At 63.8% G+C, this 17,166-nt stretch carries 22 protein-coding genes and 1 tRNA gene; 13 read left to right on the top strand and 10 right to left on the bottom strand.

Annotated features, from left to right (window positions below; translation table 11 throughout):
* The 4 genes from C5B96_RS04520 to C5B96_RS04505 form a co-directional block, all read right to left on the bottom strand.
* Window positions 1-484 (bottom strand): methylated-DNA--[protein]-cysteine S-methyltransferase (locus C5B96_RS04520; RefSeq protein ID WP_104243378.1); only part of this gene is annotated, 484 nt, incomplete at its 3' end.
* Window positions 481-1,149 (bottom strand): RNA polymerase sigma factor, encoded by a 669-nt coding sequence (locus tag C5B96_RS04515; RefSeq protein WP_104243384.1) that lies wholly within the window; start codon window positions 1,147-1,149, stop codon window positions 481-483. The genes C5B96_RS04520 and C5B96_RS04515, both read right to left, overlap by 4 nt.
* 84 nt (window positions 1,150-1,233) lie before the next feature.
* A complete protein-coding gene (locus C5B96_RS04510; RefSeq protein ID WP_104243376.1) occupies window positions 1,234-1,608 on the bottom strand; it encodes a VOC family protein in 375 nt (124 codons plus the stop codon).
* A gap of 229 nt (window positions 1,609-1,837) precedes the next feature.
* Window positions 1,838-2,851, bottom strand: a complete 1,014-nt coding sequence (locus C5B96_RS04505) for a phosphatase PAP2 family protein (protein ID WP_104243374.1) — start codon at window positions 2,849-2,851, stop codon at window positions 1,838-1,840.
* Between the two features lie 170 nt (window positions 2,852-3,021).
* On the opposite strand from C5B96_RS04505, the gene C5B96_RS04500 reads away from it, so the two are divergent.
* A complete protein-coding gene (locus C5B96_RS04500) occupies window positions 3,022-3,276 on the top strand; it encodes a hypothetical protein (protein ID WP_146078088.1) in 255 nt (84 codons plus the stop codon).
* Window positions 3,277-3,342: 66 nt separating this feature from the next.
* Here C5B96_RS04500 and C5B96_RS04495 read toward each other — a convergent pair whose 3' ends face one another.
* The 4 genes from C5B96_RS04495 to C5B96_RS04480 all read right to left on the bottom strand — a co-directional run bounded on the left by C5B96_RS04495 (window position 3,343) and on the right by C5B96_RS04480 (window position 6,587).
* Window positions 3,343-4,365, bottom strand: a complete 1,023-nt coding sequence (locus C5B96_RS04495) for an NAD-dependent epimerase/dehydratase family protein (protein ID WP_104243369.1) — start codon at window positions 4,363-4,365, stop codon at window positions 3,343-3,345.
* Between the two features lie 151 nt (window positions 4,366-4,516).
* Window positions 4,517-5,176 (bottom strand): FMN-dependent NADH-azoreductase, encoded by a 660-nt coding sequence (locus C5B96_RS04490; RefSeq protein WP_104243367.1) that lies wholly within the window; start codon window positions 5,174-5,176, stop codon window positions 4,517-4,519.
* A gap of 34 nt (window positions 5,177-5,210) precedes the next feature.
* Window positions 5,211-5,984 (bottom strand): VOC family protein, encoded by a 774-nt coding sequence (locus tag C5B96_RS04485; RefSeq protein WP_104243365.1) that lies wholly within the window; start codon window positions 5,982-5,984, stop codon window positions 5,211-5,213.
* A gap of 132 nt (window positions 5,985-6,116) precedes the next feature.
* Entirely contained in the window at window positions 6,117-6,587 is a 471-nt protein-coding gene (locus C5B96_RS04480; RefSeq protein WP_104243363.1) for an Lrp/AsnC family transcriptional regulator, read from the bottom strand.
* A 129-nt stretch (window positions 6,588-6,716) separates the two neighbouring features.
* Here C5B96_RS04480 and ald point away from each other — a divergent pair, with 129 nt between their 5' ends.
* On the top strand, window positions 6,717-7,832 hold the full coding sequence (ald, locus tag C5B96_RS04475; RefSeq protein WP_104243361.1) for an alanine dehydrogenase: 1,116 nt from the start codon (window positions 6,717-6,719) through the stop codon (window positions 7,830-7,832).
* A gap of 12 nt (window positions 7,833-7,844) precedes the next feature.
* On the opposite strand, the gene C5B96_RS04470 is transcribed toward ald, so the two are convergent.
* On the bottom strand, window positions 7,845-8,438 hold the full coding sequence (locus C5B96_RS04470; RefSeq protein WP_104243359.1) for a TetR/AcrR family transcriptional regulator: 594 nt from the start codon (window positions 8,436-8,438) through the stop codon (window positions 7,845-7,847).
* Window positions 8,439-8,533: 95 nt separating this feature from the next.
* Here C5B96_RS04470 and C5B96_RS04465 point away from each other — a divergent pair, with 95 nt between their 5' ends.
* The 5 genes from C5B96_RS04465 (at window position 8,534) to C5B96_RS17075 (ending at window position 12,154) form a co-directional block, all read left to right on the top strand.
* Entirely contained in the window at window positions 8,534-9,289 is a 756-nt protein-coding gene (locus C5B96_RS04465) for an SDR family NAD(P)-dependent oxidoreductase (RefSeq protein WP_104243357.1), read from the top strand.
* Window positions 9,290-9,338: 49 nt separating this feature from the next.
* Window positions 9,339-9,415 (top strand) — tRNA-Arg (locus C5B96_RS04460).
* A 140-nt stretch (window positions 9,416-9,555) separates the two neighbouring features.
* Window positions 9,556-9,945, top strand: coding sequence for an excisionase family DNA-binding protein (locus tag C5B96_RS18075; RefSeq protein ID WP_369826434.1), 390 nt, complete (start codon window positions 9,556-9,558; stop codon window positions 9,943-9,945).
* Entirely contained in the window at window positions 9,942-11,117 is a 1,176-nt protein-coding gene (locus tag C5B96_RS04450) for a site-specific integrase (RefSeq protein WP_104243354.1), read from the top strand. Before C5B96_RS18075 ends, C5B96_RS04450 begins: the two co-directional genes overlap by 4 nt.
* Window positions 11,118-11,698: 581 nt before the next feature.
* On the top strand, window positions 11,699-12,154 hold the full coding sequence (locus C5B96_RS17075; RefSeq protein WP_146078087.1) for a hypothetical protein: 456 nt from the start codon (window positions 11,699-11,701) through the stop codon (window positions 12,152-12,154).
* A gap of 335 nt (window positions 12,155-12,489) precedes the next feature.
* On the opposite strand, the gene C5B96_RS17070 is transcribed toward C5B96_RS17075, so the two are convergent.
* Window positions 12,490-13,125: a hypothetical protein gene (locus C5B96_RS17070; RefSeq protein WP_146078086.1), complete on the bottom strand. Its 636-nt coding sequence runs from the start codon at window positions 13,123-13,125 to the stop codon at window positions 12,490-12,492.
* Between the two features lie 19 nt (window positions 13,126-13,144).
* Here C5B96_RS17070 and C5B96_RS18070 point away from each other — a divergent pair, with 19 nt between their 5' ends.
* The 6 genes from C5B96_RS18070 to C5B96_RS04430 all read left to right on the top strand — a co-directional run bounded on the left by C5B96_RS18070 (window position 13,145) and on the right by C5B96_RS04430 (window position 17,110).
* The gene (locus C5B96_RS18070; protein WP_369826433.1) at window positions 13,145-13,498 is read left to right on the top strand and encodes a helix-turn-helix transcriptional regulator; all 354 of its coding nucleotides are present in this window, start codon (window positions 13,145-13,147) and stop codon (window positions 13,496-13,498) included.
* Between the two features lie 116 nt (window positions 13,499-13,614).
* Window positions 13,615-14,187, top strand: coding sequence for a hypothetical protein (locus tag C5B96_RS17065; RefSeq protein WP_233188996.1), 573 nt, complete (start codon window positions 13,615-13,617; stop codon window positions 14,185-14,187).
* A gap of 29 nt (window positions 14,188-14,216) precedes the next feature.
* Window positions 14,217-14,630 carry a hypothetical protein gene (locus tag C5B96_RS17060; protein ID WP_146078084.1) on the top strand — a complete coding sequence of 138 codons (414 nt, stop codon included), beginning with the start codon at window positions 14,217-14,219 and terminating at the stop codon, window positions 14,628-14,630.
* A gap of 248 nt (window positions 14,631-14,878) precedes the next feature.
* The gene (locus C5B96_RS04440; RefSeq protein ID WP_104243350.1) at window positions 14,879-15,712 is read left to right on the top strand and encodes a PIN domain-containing protein; all 834 of its coding nucleotides are present in this window, start codon (window positions 14,879-14,881) and stop codon (window positions 15,710-15,712) included.
* Window positions 15,709-16,365: a hypothetical protein gene (locus tag C5B96_RS04435; protein ID WP_104243348.1), complete on the top strand. Its 657-nt coding sequence runs from the start codon at window positions 15,709-15,711 to the stop codon at window positions 16,363-16,365. Before C5B96_RS04440 ends, C5B96_RS04435 begins: the two co-directional genes overlap by 4 nt.
* 115 nt (window positions 16,366-16,480) lie before the next feature.
* A complete protein-coding gene (locus C5B96_RS04430) occupies window positions 16,481-17,110 on the top strand; it encodes a recombinase family protein (protein WP_369826432.1) in 630 nt (209 codons plus the stop codon).
* The last annotated feature ends 56 nt before the right edge of the window (window positions 17,111-17,166 follow it).

The raw sequence follows: 17,166 nt of genomic DNA, 5'->3' as shown, positions 1-17,166 counted from the left end.
CCGCCCGCACGGCCCGCGGGTTCCCCACCGACGATGCCACCTCCTGGTACGTGGCCGTCGCCCCGTACCAGATCGACGGCAGGTACCGCTGCACCTCCCGCCGAAATCCGCTCGACAGCGACAGGTCGAGCGGCACGTCGAAGGCGCGCCGTGCACCGGCGAAGTACTCCTCGAGTTCGAACGCGACGGCGTCGAGTCGGGCCGGTGCGCGCAGGATCCGCGCGCTCACCCGCTCGGCGAGGGTCTCCAGAACCGCGTCGTGACCCTCCACGTCGTAGGCGACGCGCAACAGCCCGATCGGCGTGGCGGCGAGCAGCAGCGACCCGACGGGGGAGTCGACAGTGGTGTACGCGAGGTCGAGCAGCCGGGTATCCAGAGCCTGCTGCTCGAGCCGCCGGTGAAGCGTCGCGACCGACGCGTCGAGCTCCTGCCGCTCAGCGTCACTCGGAGCGAAAACGAACGAGGGAGGGGTGTGCACAGTCATCGGTCGAGACCTTCCGTGTGGAGGAGTGGATGCCCGGCGGCGCCAGCTGCGGCAGCGCCGTTCGGGGTGCTCTCAGCAGCGTCCGCGTAATTCGCCCGCAGTGCCCTGACGCCGTCGGACGAGGCCCGTCGCGCCGCCTCGACGCTGCCCCCGATGAGGCCGGCGACGTCGGCGAAGGCGAGCCCGCCGAGGTAGTGGTACGCGACGGCGAGGCGCTGCTTCTCGGGCAGGGCGCCGACCGCCCGCCAGAGGTCGATCGCGTCGTCGTGGTCGGGGTGCCCGGGTTGCGAGCGCGCGGGGCGGTGCGACAGGTTGGGCGAGTTGCCCCCAGCGGTCGCGTCGCCAGCGGCCCGGCCGGCCCGCCCGTTGCGGACCGCGCCGCCCGCCCCGGCACCGGATGCTCGTTCCTGCAGGCCCTCGATCGCGACCACGGTGAACGGTCGCCGCTGGCGCGCCCGCACCACATCGATGGCCTTCCGGTGCGCGATCGTCACCAGCCAGGCCTCGGCATTCGCTCCGTCGGGGAGGTCGGGCCATGCCCCGAGCGCGGCGAGGAACGTCTCCGACCACGCGTCGTCGGCATCGTGCTCACCCACGACGGCGCGGCAGACGCGCAAGACCGTCGCGCCGTGCTCGGCGACCACCTTCTCGAAGGGCTGTTTCATGTTCATCACTGTGTAGACGTTCGGCGCGGCCGAAACGTGAGGTGCACGTGCGAACAGTTTTGCAGGCCGCGGCCCGCCGTGAGGCTACTTCTGCTGCTCGATGCCGAGCGCGTTGCCGTCGGGGTCGAGGATCCACGCCGACCACGCCGTGCCCCGGTCGGCGATGCCGTCGACGGTCTTCAGCTCGTCGGAGTCGTACTCCTGGGGCGCGACGCCGCGCGTCTCGAGCCAGTTGAGCTCGGCCCGCAGGTCGTCGACCTGCCACGAGGCCTTCGTCTGCTCATCCTTGCTGCCGACATCGCTCGCGGTCACGGTGAGGCGCGTGCCGCCCGACTCGTACGTGATCGCGGAGTCGTTCTCCTCGAGAACGGTCAGCTGCAGGGTGTCGGCGTAGAACTCCCGCGACTTCGCGAGGTTCTGCGACAGCAGCACGACGCCGATCGGTTTGGTGCTCAGCATGGGCGGCTCCTTCGTTCGTTCGTGCGCTCGCCCGCGGGCGAATGGATGATCTGCCCTCCAGTATCGGGCGCGCCGCCGCCCGCGGCGCGGGGCTTGCCCGGCCGCGCCGCGCGGGTGTACGCGGCCCCGCCCCGCCCACCGCCCGCGGCCCGCCCTGGAGCGTAACCGAGGATCACGGCTGCGTTGGCGGCCATGTGGACGCATCGTGCGCGTCGTCCTCGTTTGGGCGTCAGTCGGAGGGCCCGGGCCGGGTCGCGTCGGTCGACGTTGCGGGCGCGGGAGAGGGCGGCGGCGGGGCGGCGCGTGGGTCGCGGTCGCGGCGAGCCGTGAGGTAGAGGCGGTGCGCGGTGATGACGAGCGCCAGCCAGGCGGCGCCGAGCACCCAGCCGGCGAGCACGTCGGTGAACCAGTGGTGGCCGAGGAAGACGCGGCTGAGCCCGACCGTCAGCGCGAAGAGCGCAGCGGCCGAGATGATCAGCACGCGGCCGTGCACCGTCTCGCGCCGGAGGATCAGCAGGTAGGCGATGATGCCGGCCACGACGATGGCGTTCAGGGTGTGCCCACTCGGGAACGACGGCGAGTACTCGTAGGGCGGAACCGCGTCGGCGAGCGGCGGCCGGGTGCGTCCGATCAGGTCTTTTCCGGCGATCGTCATCAGCACTGAGCCGCCGCCGGCTGCGACGATGAGGATGACCGGAGTCCACGAGTGTCGCTTGATGGCCAGCACCAGCAGCACGCCGACCGCGATGATCGGCATGCCGATCGGTCCGGCGATGGTGGTGTACCCCGTCGCCAGCGCGTCGAACCAAGGGGACCGCATGGTCATCGCAGCGTTCAACATCGGCTCGTCGAAACCGGCGACGCCATCGTCGTCGGTGACCGCGTCGTAGATCTGCACGCCGGCGGCGCTGAGTCCGAACGCGATGAGCAGTCCGATGACGAGCGTGAGGATCAGCGCCCCGTTCGGCCCGAGCCGGGTGGTGACGGCCTCGGTCGAGCGCACGAGCACGCGGCCGGCGGGGGTGTACCAGTGCGTGAGGTCGCGGCCGCCGACGTATCGGTCGATGCGCACTTCGCCGGTCGGCCCTTTGTCGGGGCCGTCGGCGGGATTCGGGCGGTCGGTTCGCGCGGCGCGAGAGGGGCGGGCTTCGCGGTCGCCTGCTTCGGGATGCCCGGAGCCAGCGCCCGGGGCGGGATCGCCCGTCTCGGCGCGGGGGTCGGAATTCGGTGGCCTCGACGTCATTCGGGTAACGCTGTCAGCACTGGCGGCCGGGAGCGCAGCGTGAAAGGGCGGCGGTGCGGCAGTGCGGGCAGCGGGGTGGCGCCGCGGTGCGGAAGCGCGGCACGGCGGACGTCGCAGGTCGGATCGCCGCGCGCAGCCGTCGCGCGGGTTCGGGTGCGATACTGCGAGACATGCCGTTTGCATCGCACACCGACCCCGACGAGGGCGCCCGGCGCGAGTTCCCCGATCCGCCGATCGCGGTGCGGCCGGGCGGACGCACGGGCCTCGCCGTCTTCATCGCGGCGTGGGGTGTGCTGATTGTGTCGGTGCCGCTCTACGCGGCATTCCTGCTGGGTAGCCTGCCCGAGGTGCTGGTGATGGTGTCGAACCTGCAGGCGTCGGCGGCGCAACGGAAGGCCGAGCGGCTCGAGCGCCGCGGCCTCTGAGCACAGGGCGTCAGCCGCAGGGCCTCAACCGCTAAGCCTCAACCGCCGAGCCTCAGCCGCTGAGCCTCAGCCACCGAGCGGACCCGAGCCCGGCGTGCGGGTGTCGTGCGCGAGGCCGGAGACGATCGCCGCGAGGGCGTCGGTCGACGAAACCGTCGGCTGCCAGTCGAGCAGATCGCGGGCTCGGTCTGTCGACATGACCGGCACGTAGGCGGCGATGTCCACCCAGCCGGGCGGCGTCGGTTGGATGCGCAGCCGCCACGTCAGCCAGACGAGGAACTTCACCGCGACCAGGCGCACCGGCACCGCGCGCCGGGCGCCGAGCACATCGGCGATCACCTGCGGGTCGAGCACCGGTTCGGCGGCGATGTTGAAGGCTCCGGATGCCCGCCTGTCGATTGCGCGCCAGAACGCGTCGCCGACATCCGTGGCGTGGATCGCCTGGAAGACCATCTCGACCGGGAGCGGGAGCACCGGAGGGCGCACGAACTTCAGCCACCCCATCGGCAGCTTGCCGAGGAACAGCCCGCTGATCTCGTGGCCCGCCCCCTCCTGGAAGACGAGCCCGGGCCGGAACCGGGTGAGCAGAATGCCTGGATGCTCCCGCTCGAACCTGTCGAACGCGCGCTCGTTGACCGCCTTGTGCCGCGCATAGTGCGATGTGGGGATGCCGCCGGTGGGCCAGCTCTCGGCGACCCGGGTGTGCTTCGGCCCCACGCTGTAGGCGCCGACCGACGATGCGACGAGCACGTGGCCGACACCGGCTGCAGCCGCGGCAGCGAGAACGTTCGCCGTACCCGTCACGTTCGTGCGCCACATGGCCGGCTCATCGTGGCTCGGCTGCAGGGCCCAGGCGAGGTGGATGATCGCATCCGCCCCCTCGAAGGCACGCGTCAGTTCGAGCACTGCGCCGTCGGCACCGACGTCGATGCCGTGCCACTCGACGTCGGAGTAGGGGGCCACTGCTTCATCGGGGGTGCGCCGCGCAACCCCGACGATCTCGATGTCAGCCGTGGCCCGCGCCTCGTGGAGGCGCCGGAGGTTGGCTGTGCCGAGGTTTCCGGTTGCTCCGACGACGACGATCCGCATGCTGCACCTCACCACTGCGGCACCGGTGGCCGCTCATCCGATGTTCGCACCCGGGGCTCGCCCCATCAACTTGCGCCCGGGGGGTTGCGCCGCCCCGACCGGCACACTTCTGCCCGCCGACCGGCGGCCCTGCCCGCCGACCGGCGGCGCGTCAGGCGGTCGCGGCGGTGGAGCCGAGCCGCCCTGCGACCTCGCGCGCCGCTTCGTGCGCGGCCGCGAGCTCGGCGGTGCTGCGGTCGAGCTGCGCCGCGAGGGCTGCGACGCTGTCGGCCAGGGTCAGGCTCGTCGTGATCACTGTGATCTCCATGCCGAGTGCGTTGCCGAGGATCAGGCTGATCGCCGGCACTTCGTGGTCCCAGTCGGCGGTGCGAGTACCGGCATCGTAGGACGCGCCGCGGCTGGAGAGGATCACGGCGGGCCGGCCCTTCATGGGCTGCGTGTCGACGTCGAACGGCGCGGTCACCGCGGGCACGTGGATGTAGTCGATCCACGCCTTCAGCGTCGACGGCAGCGAGTAGTTGTAGAGCGGAGCGCCGACCACGACCGCGTCGGCGGCGACGAGCTCCTCGATCAGCTCCCTCTGCAGCTCCTCGGCCTCGACGGGCGGGTGGGAACCGGCCGGGCGCAGGCGCGGCGGCCAGTGCAACGACGGATCAGCCAGGTGCGGCAGCGGATCGACGTGCAGGTCTCGGTGCGTGATTGTGTTCGACGGGTCTGCGGCGAGCCAGGCAGCGTCGAAGGTGCGACCGATGGAACGCGAACGCGAGCGGTCGAGGTCGGCCGAGGAATCCAAATGCAGAAGGTGAGCCATGACCACACGTTACCGCCGCTGCCCGCCCCCCTGCCTACCCCCTCATGATCGCGAAGACGACGCCCTGCGGGTCGGCCAGCACCGCCATGCGCCCCACCCCTTCGATCGAGTACGGCGCCTCGACCACCCTGCCGCCGAGCGCTTCGGCCTGCGCCGCAGAGGCGTCGACGTCGTCGACACCGAAGTAGACGAGCCAGTCCGTCGGCTGCGCCTCATCCTGCTTCGGCATGATGCCGGCGGCCGGCTTACCCTCGGCCGTCAGGCTGATGTAGTCGAACTCGCCCATGCTCGTGACCTCACGGCCATCGCCCGTCAGTGACTCGTAGAACGTCGCCGCGGCGGGCGCGTCACCGGACTGCAGCTCGTGCCAGATCGGAGCCCCCGCCTCGTTGACGGCGGCCGAGCCGATGTGGCCCTGCGCCTGCCAGAGGCCGAACACTGCGCCGCCCGCATCGACGGCGATCGTCATTCGCCCCGACCCCGGGATCTCGGCGAGCGGCAGGAGCACCGTACCGCCGAGTTCGGGGATGCGAGCCGCCGAGGCTTCAGCGTCGTCGACGGCGAAGTAGGTGCGCCAGCTCGGGGCGCCGGCGCCCGCCTCCGGCGCCTGCATCAGGCCGGCGGCGTTCCGCCCGCCCAGCGCAGCCATGTAGTAGTACGCCGTCTCGCCCGATTCCATGGGCATCGGGCGCGCGTCGTACTCCCAGCCGAACAGCTCGCCATAGAAGGTGCGCGTTGCCTCGACATCGGGTGTGAGGAGGTCGACCCAGCAGGGCACTCCCTGGTGGTAGCTCTCGACTGTGCTCATGGCGCCTGCCTCTCGGTCTGCCCGGCGCCTGTCGCCGGTTCGCCCAAAGTACCGTTCCGGTCAGAGCGTCGACAAGACCGCAGCGCAAAATTGTGGACAGCGTTCACAACGGGGCGCCTGGGGAGGAGAGGATCAGTTGACGATGTGCTCGAACACGATGCTGGTGCGGGTCGAGGCGACGGCCGGGTGTGCCGAAAGGTTCGACACCACGAACTCTCTCAGATGATCGCTGTCGCGCGTCGCGACGTGAAGCACGAAGTCTTCAGCACCCCCGAGAAAGAACAGTTCGACGACTTCGGGCCGCGCGCGCAGGTCGCTGCTGAACGACGACAGGTTGTGCCGGGCCCCCGACTTGATGCTGACGCTGATCAGCGCCTGCAACGTGAGTCCGAGCGCCGACGGCGAGATGCGGGCGGAGTACCCCGTGATCACCCCGCGCTCCTCAAGGGAACGCACGCGGGCGATGCAGGTCGACTGCGCAATACCGGTCAGTTCCGCCAATCGGCTGTTGGGCATCCGTGCGCTCGAACGCAGCAGCTCGACGAGACGGCTGTCGACCTCGTCGAGCGGGCCGGACGACCGTGGATTGTTCGAGGTAACCATCAGCTTCTGCCTCCTGAACCGAAGATACTGCGCCAGCACACCGAAATGTCATCATTCCTTCGGATTTCACACACTCGAAACGCGGTATTCGCAGACTTGTCAGACATCGACGACGAGAGGTAGGCGATCATGCGCGTAGGCATTCCGAGCGAGGTCAAGAACAACGAAGAGCGGGTCGCCATCACGCCGGCCGGCGTGCACGAGCTCGCCCGCCGGGGTCACGATGTGGTCGTGCAGGGCGGGGCGGGCCTCGGTTCGCGCATAACCGACGCCGACTTCGAAGCCGCGGGGGCGCGCATCCTCGACACGGCAGACGAGGTCTGGTCGCAGGCCGACCTGCTGCTGAAGGTCAAGGAGCCGATCGCCGAGGAATACGGTCGTCTCAGAAAGGGCCAGGTGCTCTTCACCTACCTGCACCTCGCCGCCAGCCGGGCGTGCACCGATGCCTTGCTCGCCAGCGGCACGACCGCCATCGCCTATGAGACGGTGCAACTCGACAACCGCTCACTGCCGCTGCTCTCGCCGATGAGCGAGGTCGCCGGCCGCCTCTCTGTGCAGGTCGGCGGATACCACCTGATGAGCGCAGCGGGCGGGCGCGGCGTACTGCTCGGTGGTGTGCCCGGCACCCGCAAGGCGAAGGTCGTCGTCATCGGTGGCGGCGTCGCCGGCGAGCACGCCGCGGCGAACGCGCTCGGCATGGGGGCGGATGTGACGGTCATCGACCTCTCGCTGCCCCGCCTGCGGCAACTGGAGGTGCAGTTCGGCGGGCGCATCCAGACCCGTGCCTCGTCGGCGTACGAGATCGCGGCGCAGGTGCGCGACGCCGATCTCGTGGTCGGCTCCGTGCTCATCCCGGGCGCCGCGGCGCCGAAGCTGGTCACCGACGAGATGGTGGCGGCCATGAAGCCGGGCTCCGTGCTCGTCGACATCGCGATCGACCAGGGCGGCTGTTTCGAGGGATCCCGGCCGACCACCCACGACGACCCCATCTTCCCTGTGCACAACAGCGTCTTCTACTGCGTCGCGAACATGCCGGGCGCCGTTCCCGAGACCTCGACCACGGCCCTCACCAACGCCACGCTGCCCTACGTTCTGACGCTCGCCGACAAGGGCTGGCAGAGGGCGCTCGCCGACGACGCTGCCCTCGCGCGCGGCCTGAATGTTCACGATGGCGCCGTGACGAACGCGCTCGTCGCGTCGGCCCTCGGCCTGCCCTTCACCCCGCTCGGTGAGCTCGCGGCCTGAGCTGTCGGCGCCTCAGGCCGCGAACGGGAACCAGGCCGGCAGCAGCTGCGCGTACGCGCTGAGGAATGCGTCGACGCTCCGCGGCGCGGGGGAGCGCAGCCACGCCAGAATCGCGCCGACCGAGCCGTCGGCCACCATGCGCGTCGCCATCTCGGCGACCAGCGCGTCAGGCAGCGCGCCCACGCCCACGCTGTCGAAGGTGATGGTGTGCTGGGCGAGCAGCAGGCGAATGGATGCCTCGAAGTGCGATGAGAGCATCGGGTGCAGGCTCGCAGGCCCGCTGTTCTCATCGAGCCCCAAGAGGTAGATCGCTCGGTGCTGCTCCGCGTGCTCGAGCACGGAGCGGGTGACCCCCGCGATCGCGGCAGCGGCGTCGCCGGCGGATGCCCCGCTCAGGAACTCCTCGCGCAGTGCGTCGAGCTCCTCCCGCAGCACGTCTTCGAGCAGGGCGGTCGGCGACGCGGCGTGGTCGTAGAACGTGGAGCGGTTCACTCCGGCAGCGGCCGCCACCTCGGAGGCGAGGATGCCGCTGGCCGCGGTGTCGGCGGCGAGCGAGAGGATGGCACGCCGGAGGTTGTCGCGGCTTCGGCGCTGTCGGGCATCCATTCGTCCAGACTAACCGACATCTGTTGGATAAAAGTGGCAGACTGGATGTACTCGTTCACCCCGAACGTCGTCCTCACGAAGGAAGCACGAAGATCATGGCAACATACGATGTCGCAGACCGCTCAGCGATCGTCACCGGAGCAGGCTCGGGAATCGGGCGCGCGATCGCCCTGGAACTCGCCGCGAGCGGTGCTTCGGTGCTGGTGACCGACCTCAACGAGAAGGGTGCGAACGCCGTCGTCGAGGAGATCCGTGCCGCAGGTGGAACCGCTGAGTCGCTCGTCGGCGACGTCTCCGACCCCGAGTTCTCGAAGGCTGCCGTCGACGCGGCCAACGCTCTCGCGCCCCTGAAGATCGCCGTGAACAATGCCGGCATCGGCGGAGAGGCCGCGACCATCGCCGACTACAGCCTCGACGGCTGGCGCAAGGTCATCGAGATCAACCTCAACGCCGTCTTCTACGGGCTGCAGGCGCAGCTGCCCGCGATGGCCGCGAACGGCGGCGGGTCGATCATCAACATGGCCTCGGTGCTCGGCAGCGTCGGCATCGCGCAGTCCTCGGCGTACGTGACCGCCAAGCACGGTCTGGTCGGTCTCACGAAGAACGCGGCCCTGGAGTACGGCGACGCGAAGGTGCGCACGAACGCGGTGGGGCCGGGCTTCATCCACACCCCGCTGGTCGACGCCAACCTCACCGACGAGGCGCAGTCCGCGCTCGCCGCGAAGCACGCGCTGGGTCGCCTGGGGCAGCCCGAGGAGGTCGCGGCGCTGGTCGCGTTCCTGGCGAGCGACGGCGCATCGTTCATCACCGGGAGCTACCACCTCGTCGACGGTGGCTACGCGGCGCAGTAGCGGCGTTGCGCACCCCCGGCCTGTGGTAAAGTCATCTCTTGTGTGATTTGCGCCCGTAGCTCAGCTGGATAGAGCGTCTGACTACGGATCAGAAGGCCGGGGGTTCGAATCCCTCCGGGCGCACCATTACAACCCTGCAACTGCAAGCAAGCGCAGGAACCCAGACTAAGGTTCCGGCTCGATGGATATCCAAACCGATAGCCATCCAGCCGGGGCCTTGGTCTTTTTTTTGCCCGAATTTACTCACTGTTAACGTCCGGGAGGGTGTGTCGATTCGCTCCGAAAAATGTCGAGGCATACCTTGTAGTCCTCACGAGATTGTTGAGTCTGGCTACTCGCCATCGGACTCCAATTTCACAGGCAGACTGCGGATAGTCCGCACGCCCCTCACGCACTTTGACGTGCGTTCACGCTGGGAATGCCTGCAAGAAGAGTGGAGCATCACGTATGTAAACGTTAGAAACGCGGTCACCATTGACGACGCGGGCTATCGTCTCTCGGTGTCGAGGTCAACTGTCTATCGCCTGATCCAGGCGAAGAGACTTCGCACCATCCACATCGGTTCAAGCGTGCGAATCCCTATCGATGCGATTGAAGATCTAATCAAGGAGTCACCATCCGGGCGTACTGAGATGCGAGCGGAGGTGTCTCGATGAGCGCAGCTACCACATCGAAAGCTAACGGGACGGTCTTCAAAGACGGTCGGGGCAAGTGGATCGCAGCGGTTGACATGGGTACGACCGCCGAAGGGAAACGGAATCGCAAGCGCCGGGTTTGTCGTACCGAGAGGGAAGCAAAAACGGCTCTTCGCCAGCTTTGCGCGGATCGTGACTCGATGAAGTTGAGGGACAAACAGTCGTTAACGGTCGGTGAACTCGCCGCTTCGTGGCTTGAGTTCGGGCTGAAAGACACAATCCGCGAGAGCACAAAGCAGAGTTACCAATACCATTGGCGCTCCCACATCGAGGCAACCTTTGCGGAAAAGCTAGCTTCGGAAGTCAGCCCCCAGGACGTAAACCAGTGGGTGTCAGGCTTGCGGCAGAGGAACCTCAGCACCAGCACCGTGAAGGCGGCTCGCCAAGTGCTCGGTGCCGTATTCAGATTTGCGCTCGCTGAGGGAATGGTCGTATCCAACCCTGTCGCCCGGTCGCGAACTGTTGGCAGGAGGGAGGGCGAAATCACACAAGTAAAGGAGCCGTACACGCTCCCCGAAGCCCGGAAACTTATCGCCGCAGCGGGGCGCGATTCATACCTTGAGAGCGTATTGCTACTCGCCGTGCATTTGGGATTACGCCGGGGGGAGGCGCTGGGGCTTCGGTGGAGTTCGATTGACCTGGATTCGGGTTCCCTGCGAGTTGAAGTGTCACTCGCCGAGAAGCGGGTGCAAAGAACAAACGGCACGAGCGGAGTCTCGCTTCAACTCAGTTCGCCGAAGACCGAAAGCAGCCTTCGTCGGTTGCAACTTTCGGGTTTTGTAGTGGACGCTCTCCGTCGCCAAAAGCACAGGCAGGCCATCCAGAGGATTGAAGCAGGTCAGCACTGGGATGACAGCGGCCTCGTATTCACGAACGAATATGGCGGACCGCTCTATCCCAGCACCGTCGGCAAACAAGTCAAGCGGGTCGAGAGGATGGCGGGCCTGCGCGAAATTCGATTCCACGACCTGCGCCACACAGCCGCACGAATAATGCTCGAACAGGGCGCTCGGGTAGAACACGTCAGCAAGGCGTTCGGTCATAGTTCTATCGCCGTCACGATGGATGTGTATGGAAAATACGCCACGTCCCTCGCTGATGGCGCTACAAGTGCCCTGAGCGCAGCCTGGTAGACGTAGACGTGGACTGAGTTTCAAACTCCGCACATTCGGTCGGTACGGCTGGTAAAATTGAAGTGCGCCCCATTGCGACGGGCGGGTATCTATCATCGGACAATGCCTAGGCCGGTTCGGATGAAGACAGGAAGCACAGCGGCTCAACCGCTGAATTTATTCGCCTTCCTGAAAGCCCTTCGTTCATGCCCGCAATCACTCTTTCACCTGTCCATATATCAAAAGACGTAAGAAGTCTTCCCCCCGAAGCCTTGAGGGTAAGAAGACCTCAATGGTCTGTTCAGCAGGATGCTGCTCTAACTGCCCTTTACAAGAACACCCGATACTGCAAGTCAGGCATGAGGGTGGTCAGCGCCGCAGGCGAGAGCTACCGGGTGCGTTGCGGCAACTCTTGGGTATGCCCGACTTGTACTCAGATATGCCTACGGAGATTCGCCGATAAAGTTCAGCGGTGTATTGAACTTTCTCCCTCGACGCTCTTCGCTACTTTCACCCTGCGTCATGAAGCAGGGCAACCGCTCATAACTACCCTTGTGGGCCTGAAAGCTTCAATGAAGCGGTTCACTAGCGGGAGGGGCTGGGTGAAGTTTCGTGAAACCCACAACATCGGCGGATACGGCTGGGTTATTGAACTTACCTATTCCGAAGAGGTCGGTTGGCATCCGCACCTTCACCTGTACTTCTTTTCTGGAAACGACTTCGACAAAGTCTCGGCGCTCCCTGTCTCAAACGCGCTTGCTGAAAGGTGGATCGCATCGGCCGCATCGGCAGGGATTGAGGCGGCTTCTACCGGCCAGAACGTGAGGCTGATCGACCCAGCGACCTCAAGGCAATCGACCAGATATGTGATGAAAGATAGTCCCCGGTTCACCTCTAACCAATCGGGCTTTCACTGTGCTGGGGATCTTCTCGCTGCCGCTCGGGCGGGCGAAGTTGAGGCAGTTGAACTGTGGGATGAGTTTCAACGAGCGACTCGTGGGCAGCGACGCTACCAGTTTTCGAACTCTCTTGAAGACAAACTCCGCAGTGCTCAATAGGTTGCCTAGCTATCTCGCCTCGGCGTGGCCACTACGCCAGCCAGGCCACGGGCCGGGTCGGTGCCCTGTGCGAAAAACTCGCCTCGCATGATCGCGGCATGGTGCCGAAAGCAAGCGGCGTACGTTACCCGCATGGGGGAAAATGACACGTCGAATGCATGTTCGGCAGTCTCGTTGCAACCGTTGACCACGCACTCCACAGGAACGCCTCTCATAGGCCACCAGGTTCACGCTGAGTTAATTTCAGCGTGGATTGTAGTATGCCTCCATCTGGCATATTCATGGTCTCAGAGCGCCACACGCGGCTTGAGGCAAATTTGTAGCCGCTACGCGTATTACTGGGGGATGGCCCATTCCCAGCCTGATTTGTCTTGACCCCGGACGTATGAAGGACTCCATCCGACTGAGGCAGCAGAGGGATCGAGGTCAAGCACAAACTTTCCCGTCGAAGTTGTTCCTGCCGGTATATCGAGAGGCATCGATTCGTCTCGGGCGAAACAGGTAAGACCGTTCGGCCCGTTCTCAACGACCGTCCCGGTAGCTGAATATCCTTTCCAGTCCTGCCAGAACAGCCGCAGTGGCTCACCGCCCGACATGACCTTCAAGTAGTCCGCACTGGTCGTGATTTCGAAAGTTAGCGCCACGAACTCTCCGTTCTTAGACGGAACCTTGAACGATCCATCGCCCGTACAGTCCGGGTTTACCTCGATGTTTGTCACCTTGAAGGTGAATGCGTTCTCTTCTCCACCAGCGAAGACGACCGCTCCATCTTCGCCAATGGCCTTTTCAAGGTTGCCATTGGTGTTTGTGGCGGGCAGAGTCTTCGTAGGTTCTGCTGATGGGGCCGCTATCTCGGATTGCCTAGGTGCGGCATTGGGGGGCGGGGTCGCGGTTGCCGCTCCGCAGCCTGCGAGTCCGATTCCCAGAGCGGTGGTCATGAGCAGGGTGAGGGCAATTTTGCTGCGTTGCATGTCTAGCTCCTAGTGCACTGTGCTGGTTAGCCATATTGTGCTGGTTAGCCATAACAAAGACAAATCCGTCTTCAATTCGAATCGTAGGGTGACTCATGCCCCTTCTTCCGAACAGCCAAACTTCGATGCACTCCGCCGTTCACTGGCTCGATTGCGTCATGATCGCGGGTGGTCTTACGACGAACTCGCCGCTCGTTCAGGAGTAGGCAGAGCATCTCTCGTCGCCATCGAGTCGGGGAAGCGTCGCCGGGATCGGATAGACCTCGCCCCATCGCGGGGAAACCTGCTGACGTGGTTCCGACTGGCAGCAGCGTTCGAGATGCCTCTCGGCGAGATCTTGTCGCCGCTCTACGAGGAGAATGAGGAATCGTAAGAGCCTCTCTATTGTACCAACCTTTGTAGCAAAGTTGTGATATACTTGTATTACGGGATGATTCGAGACGAATCCGACTTCTCGTAACGCGACCACCGGCGAGACAGGTGAGCCGAATGGTTCGGCAAGCTGATGTGGGTCAGCATCTTTGGGCGGGGGTCGCCATGATTCATGAAACCAAGCTCGGGCGAAAGTGCAGTATCTGCACTTCTCGGGACAGTCGAGCAATCGACAACCTGCTCGCGCAGGGCGATTCGCTAGTGTCGATCTCATCGATTTTTGACGTGTCGGTGTCGGCGTTGTCCCGACACGCAAATGCCCATCTGTCGAAACAACTTCGAGCGGGCGCGCTATTCACCTCCGCCGCACCGCCGTCGCTCCTGACCCGTCTAGTGGACCTTGCCGACAGCGCTAGGGAGACACGTCTCATCGCGCGCCAGACAGGTACCACCTCTGTCGAAATCCGGGCAGCCGATTCAGAAGCGAAGATCGTTCTCGCTCTGCTCTCGCAAATGGGAATCGATGATGCCGCAATCGTCGAACTCATCGCGGATTCCAACACCGTCGTTCGAGCAGTCGCATCATTCGTCTCCCGTCACGAATCGGGAAGAGACCTCATCGCCGAGATGGAAAAGCACGAATTCAGCGATCTGGGATTCATCGAGAACCTCAACGCGCTAGTCCATTGACCACTCAACAGCCCAGGAAGGGGCATCTCATGACCGCAGGAACCAAGACCACCGTTATCAAGCCGGGCGATCAGATTCACATTCTCGCGACAGGAGTGACACTGTCCACCGGCGACTTCTTCCCTTCGTACATCGGTCGTCGCGGGGACACCTTGACCGTGACGGAAGCCTTGATCGAAGCGTCTCGGGATCGGAATGGCGAATCGTGGCTCGATGCTGTGGTGACAGGCGACGATCAAAGAATTGGATTCGGTCCGTTCCCGTCTGACGTACCCGTATTGCTCCCCGGCTCGCTCGAATTCCAAGCAGAACGTGAACGTAGGAGAGATCAGGCGTGGCGCATTCCGACGACCGCTGAGCGTGACCTGGCTCTCGCACAGGTGTACGCGGAGTTTGGTCCTCTGGGGCCGACCGGAAGCTCTATTTCGTTCAAAACCCAGTAGGAGCTTGCCGTTGACGTGATGGGCACACTTCAACGTGCAGGATACGAGGCCACCCCGGAGCGATCTCTCAGGGGTGGCCTCAATATCGATTCTTCTGTTAGTGCTCAGAAACCCCTTCCCTTGGAGCGGTCGGTTGATAGCGAAATTCTCGAAATAGTCGGTCTTCTCTGCATAGATGGCTGGCAGTTTCACCACCCGTTGCGGCGAGGCAACCGCCACTAGACGTTTGACACCGCCACGATTCGTCTATGACTTGGATGTTCTTGAATGAAGGGGTGGCGCTGGATCGAGCGAGCGACCAACTTGACGGTGTGCTCCAAGAATTGGAGGCGCGGCTCTATCGGCTCAGTGTCGATGCGGAGATCGCTGCGTCGCTCTACCTGATGTTCATCGAAGCCGCGGACCAGCGAGTCAGTAATTTGTTTGCCGATCCATCCGTCGTGGGAGGGTTTCAAACTGAGCGCTACTGGCACATTCGAGCCATGGGTCTAGAGACGCAACGGCCCATACCTCTCATTGAGAGTGAGGTGAGATTCCAATTAAATCGATTGTCTAAAATCTCTGCTCAAATGAAGCACTATCGCAGACTCCTTCACCTCGATGAGAACGAGTCTGCCCTTCTCCTCGATACGAATGTGTTGATACACGGACGGATGTTCAACGAAGTGCCCTGGCAGGAGCTAGCGTCCGCGAAACGGGCAAAGATATTGCTGCCACTGGTAGTTCTCGACGAACTCGACAACCTTAAGGATCGCGACAATGACTTTGCGAAGCGTGCTCGGGCTGTCATCCGGATGCTTGATCCCTACCTATCGGGAGCCGCGGTCTCGTCGGCCCACAAAGTGAGACAAGAAGTGACAGTTCAATTCCTCGATGAGCCAACCGGCCACCAGCGGTTGGGTCGTGTAGACGACGAGATAGTAAGGCAGTCCGTCTACTTCGCGTCGAGTTCCCCCGAACGTTTCACGATTGTCTCGCAGGACCGGGGGATGCGAATACGTGCTAACGGCGTTGGCTTGAGGTCTACTCTCCTTCCCTCTCCTTTCTTGACCGACAAAGCTCAGAAGCGAGCCGCCGAATGACCGACTTGAGTGTGATGACTCGTGTTCCTCTCGGCGAGAGCGGCCGCCGTGAGATCTTGGCCAACAAGCCGCCTCTCTGGGAGTTCCTCTACCTCGCCGCTTGTCTTCGAATCAATATGGCGGCCTACGAAGATCTTTGGCGGGACTATCACTTCGGGTACAGCATGGATGTTGGCGAGTCTTACACGGCCGTCGAATTCCTGGACTACGCGAGCGAGCGGCTCACGAAGATATCCACAATCGTGTCTCGAATCCCGAAGATCATTAGCCCTCGCTCGTTTGAAATGGCGATTGGTGCGCCGGGTGAAGCGGGGGATTCGTCCCTGATTCACCACCTGTCGCGACGATTTGCAGCGACATATGCTCAGATGTTGCAGTGGACCGACGAGATTCGGGCAGTTCAACTAGGTGATGAAACAGACTCGGCTCGCGAGGCGCTCGTTGCGCTTGCGGATCAGCCGATTGAGGCGTGCCGCGAGTTCGTCACCACGTTCACGTCGCGAGTCGAAGCAGCCTGCGAGCAGAGATCACATGGTGCGGATCTCCCTATCGATCTCGACTTCGCAGTCGAATTCTTCGTTGATCCTGCTCTTGTTGACGAGTTTGTGAGTCTGGTAAAAGTTTCGGTTAGTAGTGACGAAGCGCTTGAGTAGAAGCATTCCCTGAAACGGGGGTATTGCAAACGATGGTTTCTATTACATCTCGACAGGTGCAAGGCAACGCCGAGAACAAGCCGAACAAATTTCTCGAATCTCGTGTACTTATTCAATGTCACACAAGCAACGTTTGCGTTACATTCAAACAATGACAATTAGGCGAATTGGTTACGGGCGAGTCAGCACGTCGGATCAGAACCTCCGCGCACAGCACGATGCGCTTGCTATGGCCGAGGTGGACAAATTGTTTGTCGAGAAGGCATCGGGCACGAAGGCAAGCAGGCCCGAATGGGATCGGTGTCGAGATGCTCTCCGCCACGGCGACACGCTAGTGGTAACCAGACTCGACCGGCTCGGTCGCTCTGCGAAAGATTTGCTCGCCGTAGCTGACTGGCTCAAGGAAGAGGGGGTGGTCCTTGAGGTCATTGAGCAGCGAATCGATACCGCGACAATCGAGGGGCGACTTTTCTTCACAATGGTGTCCGCGTTCGCGGAGTTCGAGCGCGAGATGATGGTTTCGAGGACCAAAGACGGGCTGGCTGCCGCGCGCGCACGGGGACGAACCGGAGGGCGCAAGCCAAAAATGACCCCGGCAAGGATTGCCGAGGCAAAAAAACTGTATGCATCAGGCGAACACACTGTGCAGCAGATCGCCGACCTTTTCTCGGTTAGCCGTCCGACGATCTACCGCGCGCTAGGTGTACTCGGCCATGACGTTGGTGACAGTCGGGGCTTGATTTGAGGAGGACCTCCGGGGCTTAGTGGAGGTATCTGACATCTCTTCAGGCCACGGAGGTC

Origin of the sequence: Subtercola sp. Z020 (assembly GCF_002931235.1) — a bacterium.
Taxonomy (GTDB): domain Bacteria; phylum Actinomycetota; class Actinomycetes; order Actinomycetales; family Microbacteriaceae; genus Subtercola.
This window is presented reverse-complemented; position numbering and strand designations above follow the sequence as displayed.

What these genes read in the sequence shown, in the direction of transcription:
- C5B96_RS04510 (WP_104243376.1), bottom strand. Translation starts at nt 1,608, where the DNA reads ATGCTGAGCACCAAACCGATCGGCGTCGTGCTGCTGTCGCAGAACCTC.
- C5B96_RS04515 (WP_104243384.1), bottom strand. Translation starts at nt 1,149, where the DNA reads ATGAAACAGCCCTTCGAGAAGGTGGTCGCCGAGCACGGCGCGACGGTC.
- C5B96_RS17070 (WP_146078086.1), bottom strand. Translation starts at nt 13,125, where the DNA reads ATGCAACGCAGCAAAATTGCCCTCACCCTGCTCATGACCACCGCTCTG.
- C5B96_RS04450 (WP_104243354.1), top strand. Translation starts at nt 9,942, where the DNA reads ATGAGCGCAGCTACCACATCGAAAGCTAACGGGACGGTCTTCAAAGAC.
- ald (WP_104243361.1), top strand. Translation starts at nt 6,717, where the DNA reads ATGCGCGTAGGCATTCCGAGCGAGGTCAAGAACAACGAAGAGCGGGTC.
- C5B96_RS04430 (WP_369826432.1), top strand. Translation starts at nt 16,481, where the DNA reads ATGTCACACAAGCAACGTTTGCGTTACATTCAAACAATGACAATTAGG.
- C5B96_RS04495 (WP_104243369.1), bottom strand. Translation starts at nt 4,365, where the DNA reads ATGCGGATCGTCGTCGTCGGAGCAACCGGAAACCTCGGCACAGCCAAC.
- C5B96_RS04470 (WP_104243359.1), bottom strand. Translation starts at nt 8,438, where the DNA reads ATGGATGCCCGACAGCGCCGAAGCCGCGACAACCTCCGGCGTGCCATC.
- C5B96_RS17065 (WP_233188996.1), top strand. Translation starts at nt 13,615, where the DNA reads ATGGTTCGGCAAGCTGATGTGGGTCAGCATCTTTGGGCGGGGGTCGCC.
- C5B96_RS04505 (WP_104243374.1), bottom strand. Translation starts at nt 2,851, where the DNA reads ATGACGTCGAGGCCACCGAATTCCGACCCCCGCGCCGAGACGGGCGAT.
- C5B96_RS17060 (WP_146078084.1), top strand. Translation starts at nt 14,217, where the DNA reads ATGACCGCAGGAACCAAGACCACCGTTATCAAGCCGGGCGATCAGATT.
- C5B96_RS04435 (WP_104243348.1), top strand. Translation starts at nt 15,709, where the DNA reads ATGACCGACTTGAGTGTGATGACTCGTGTTCCTCTCGGCGAGAGCGGC.
- C5B96_RS04485 (WP_104243365.1), bottom strand. Translation starts at nt 5,984, where the DNA reads ATGAGCACAGTCGAGAGCTACCACCAGGGAGTGCCCTGCTGGGTCGAC.
- C5B96_RS04500 (WP_146078088.1), top strand. Translation starts at nt 3,022, where the DNA reads ATGCCGTTTGCATCGCACACCGACCCCGACGAGGGCGCCCGGCGCGAG.
- C5B96_RS04440 (WP_104243350.1), top strand. Translation starts at nt 14,879, where the DNA reads ATGACTTGGATGTTCTTGAATGAAGGGGTGGCGCTGGATCGAGCGAGC.
- C5B96_RS04490 (WP_104243367.1), bottom strand. Translation starts at nt 5,176, where the DNA reads ATGGCTCACCTTCTGCATTTGGATTCCTCGGCCGACCTCGACCGCTCG.
- C5B96_RS04480 (WP_104243363.1), bottom strand. Translation starts at nt 6,587, where the DNA reads ATGGTTACCTCGAACAATCCACGGTCGTCCGGCCCGCTCGACGAGGTC.
- C5B96_RS04465 (WP_104243357.1), top strand. Translation starts at nt 8,534, where the DNA reads ATGGCAACATACGATGTCGCAGACCGCTCAGCGATCGTCACCGGAGCA.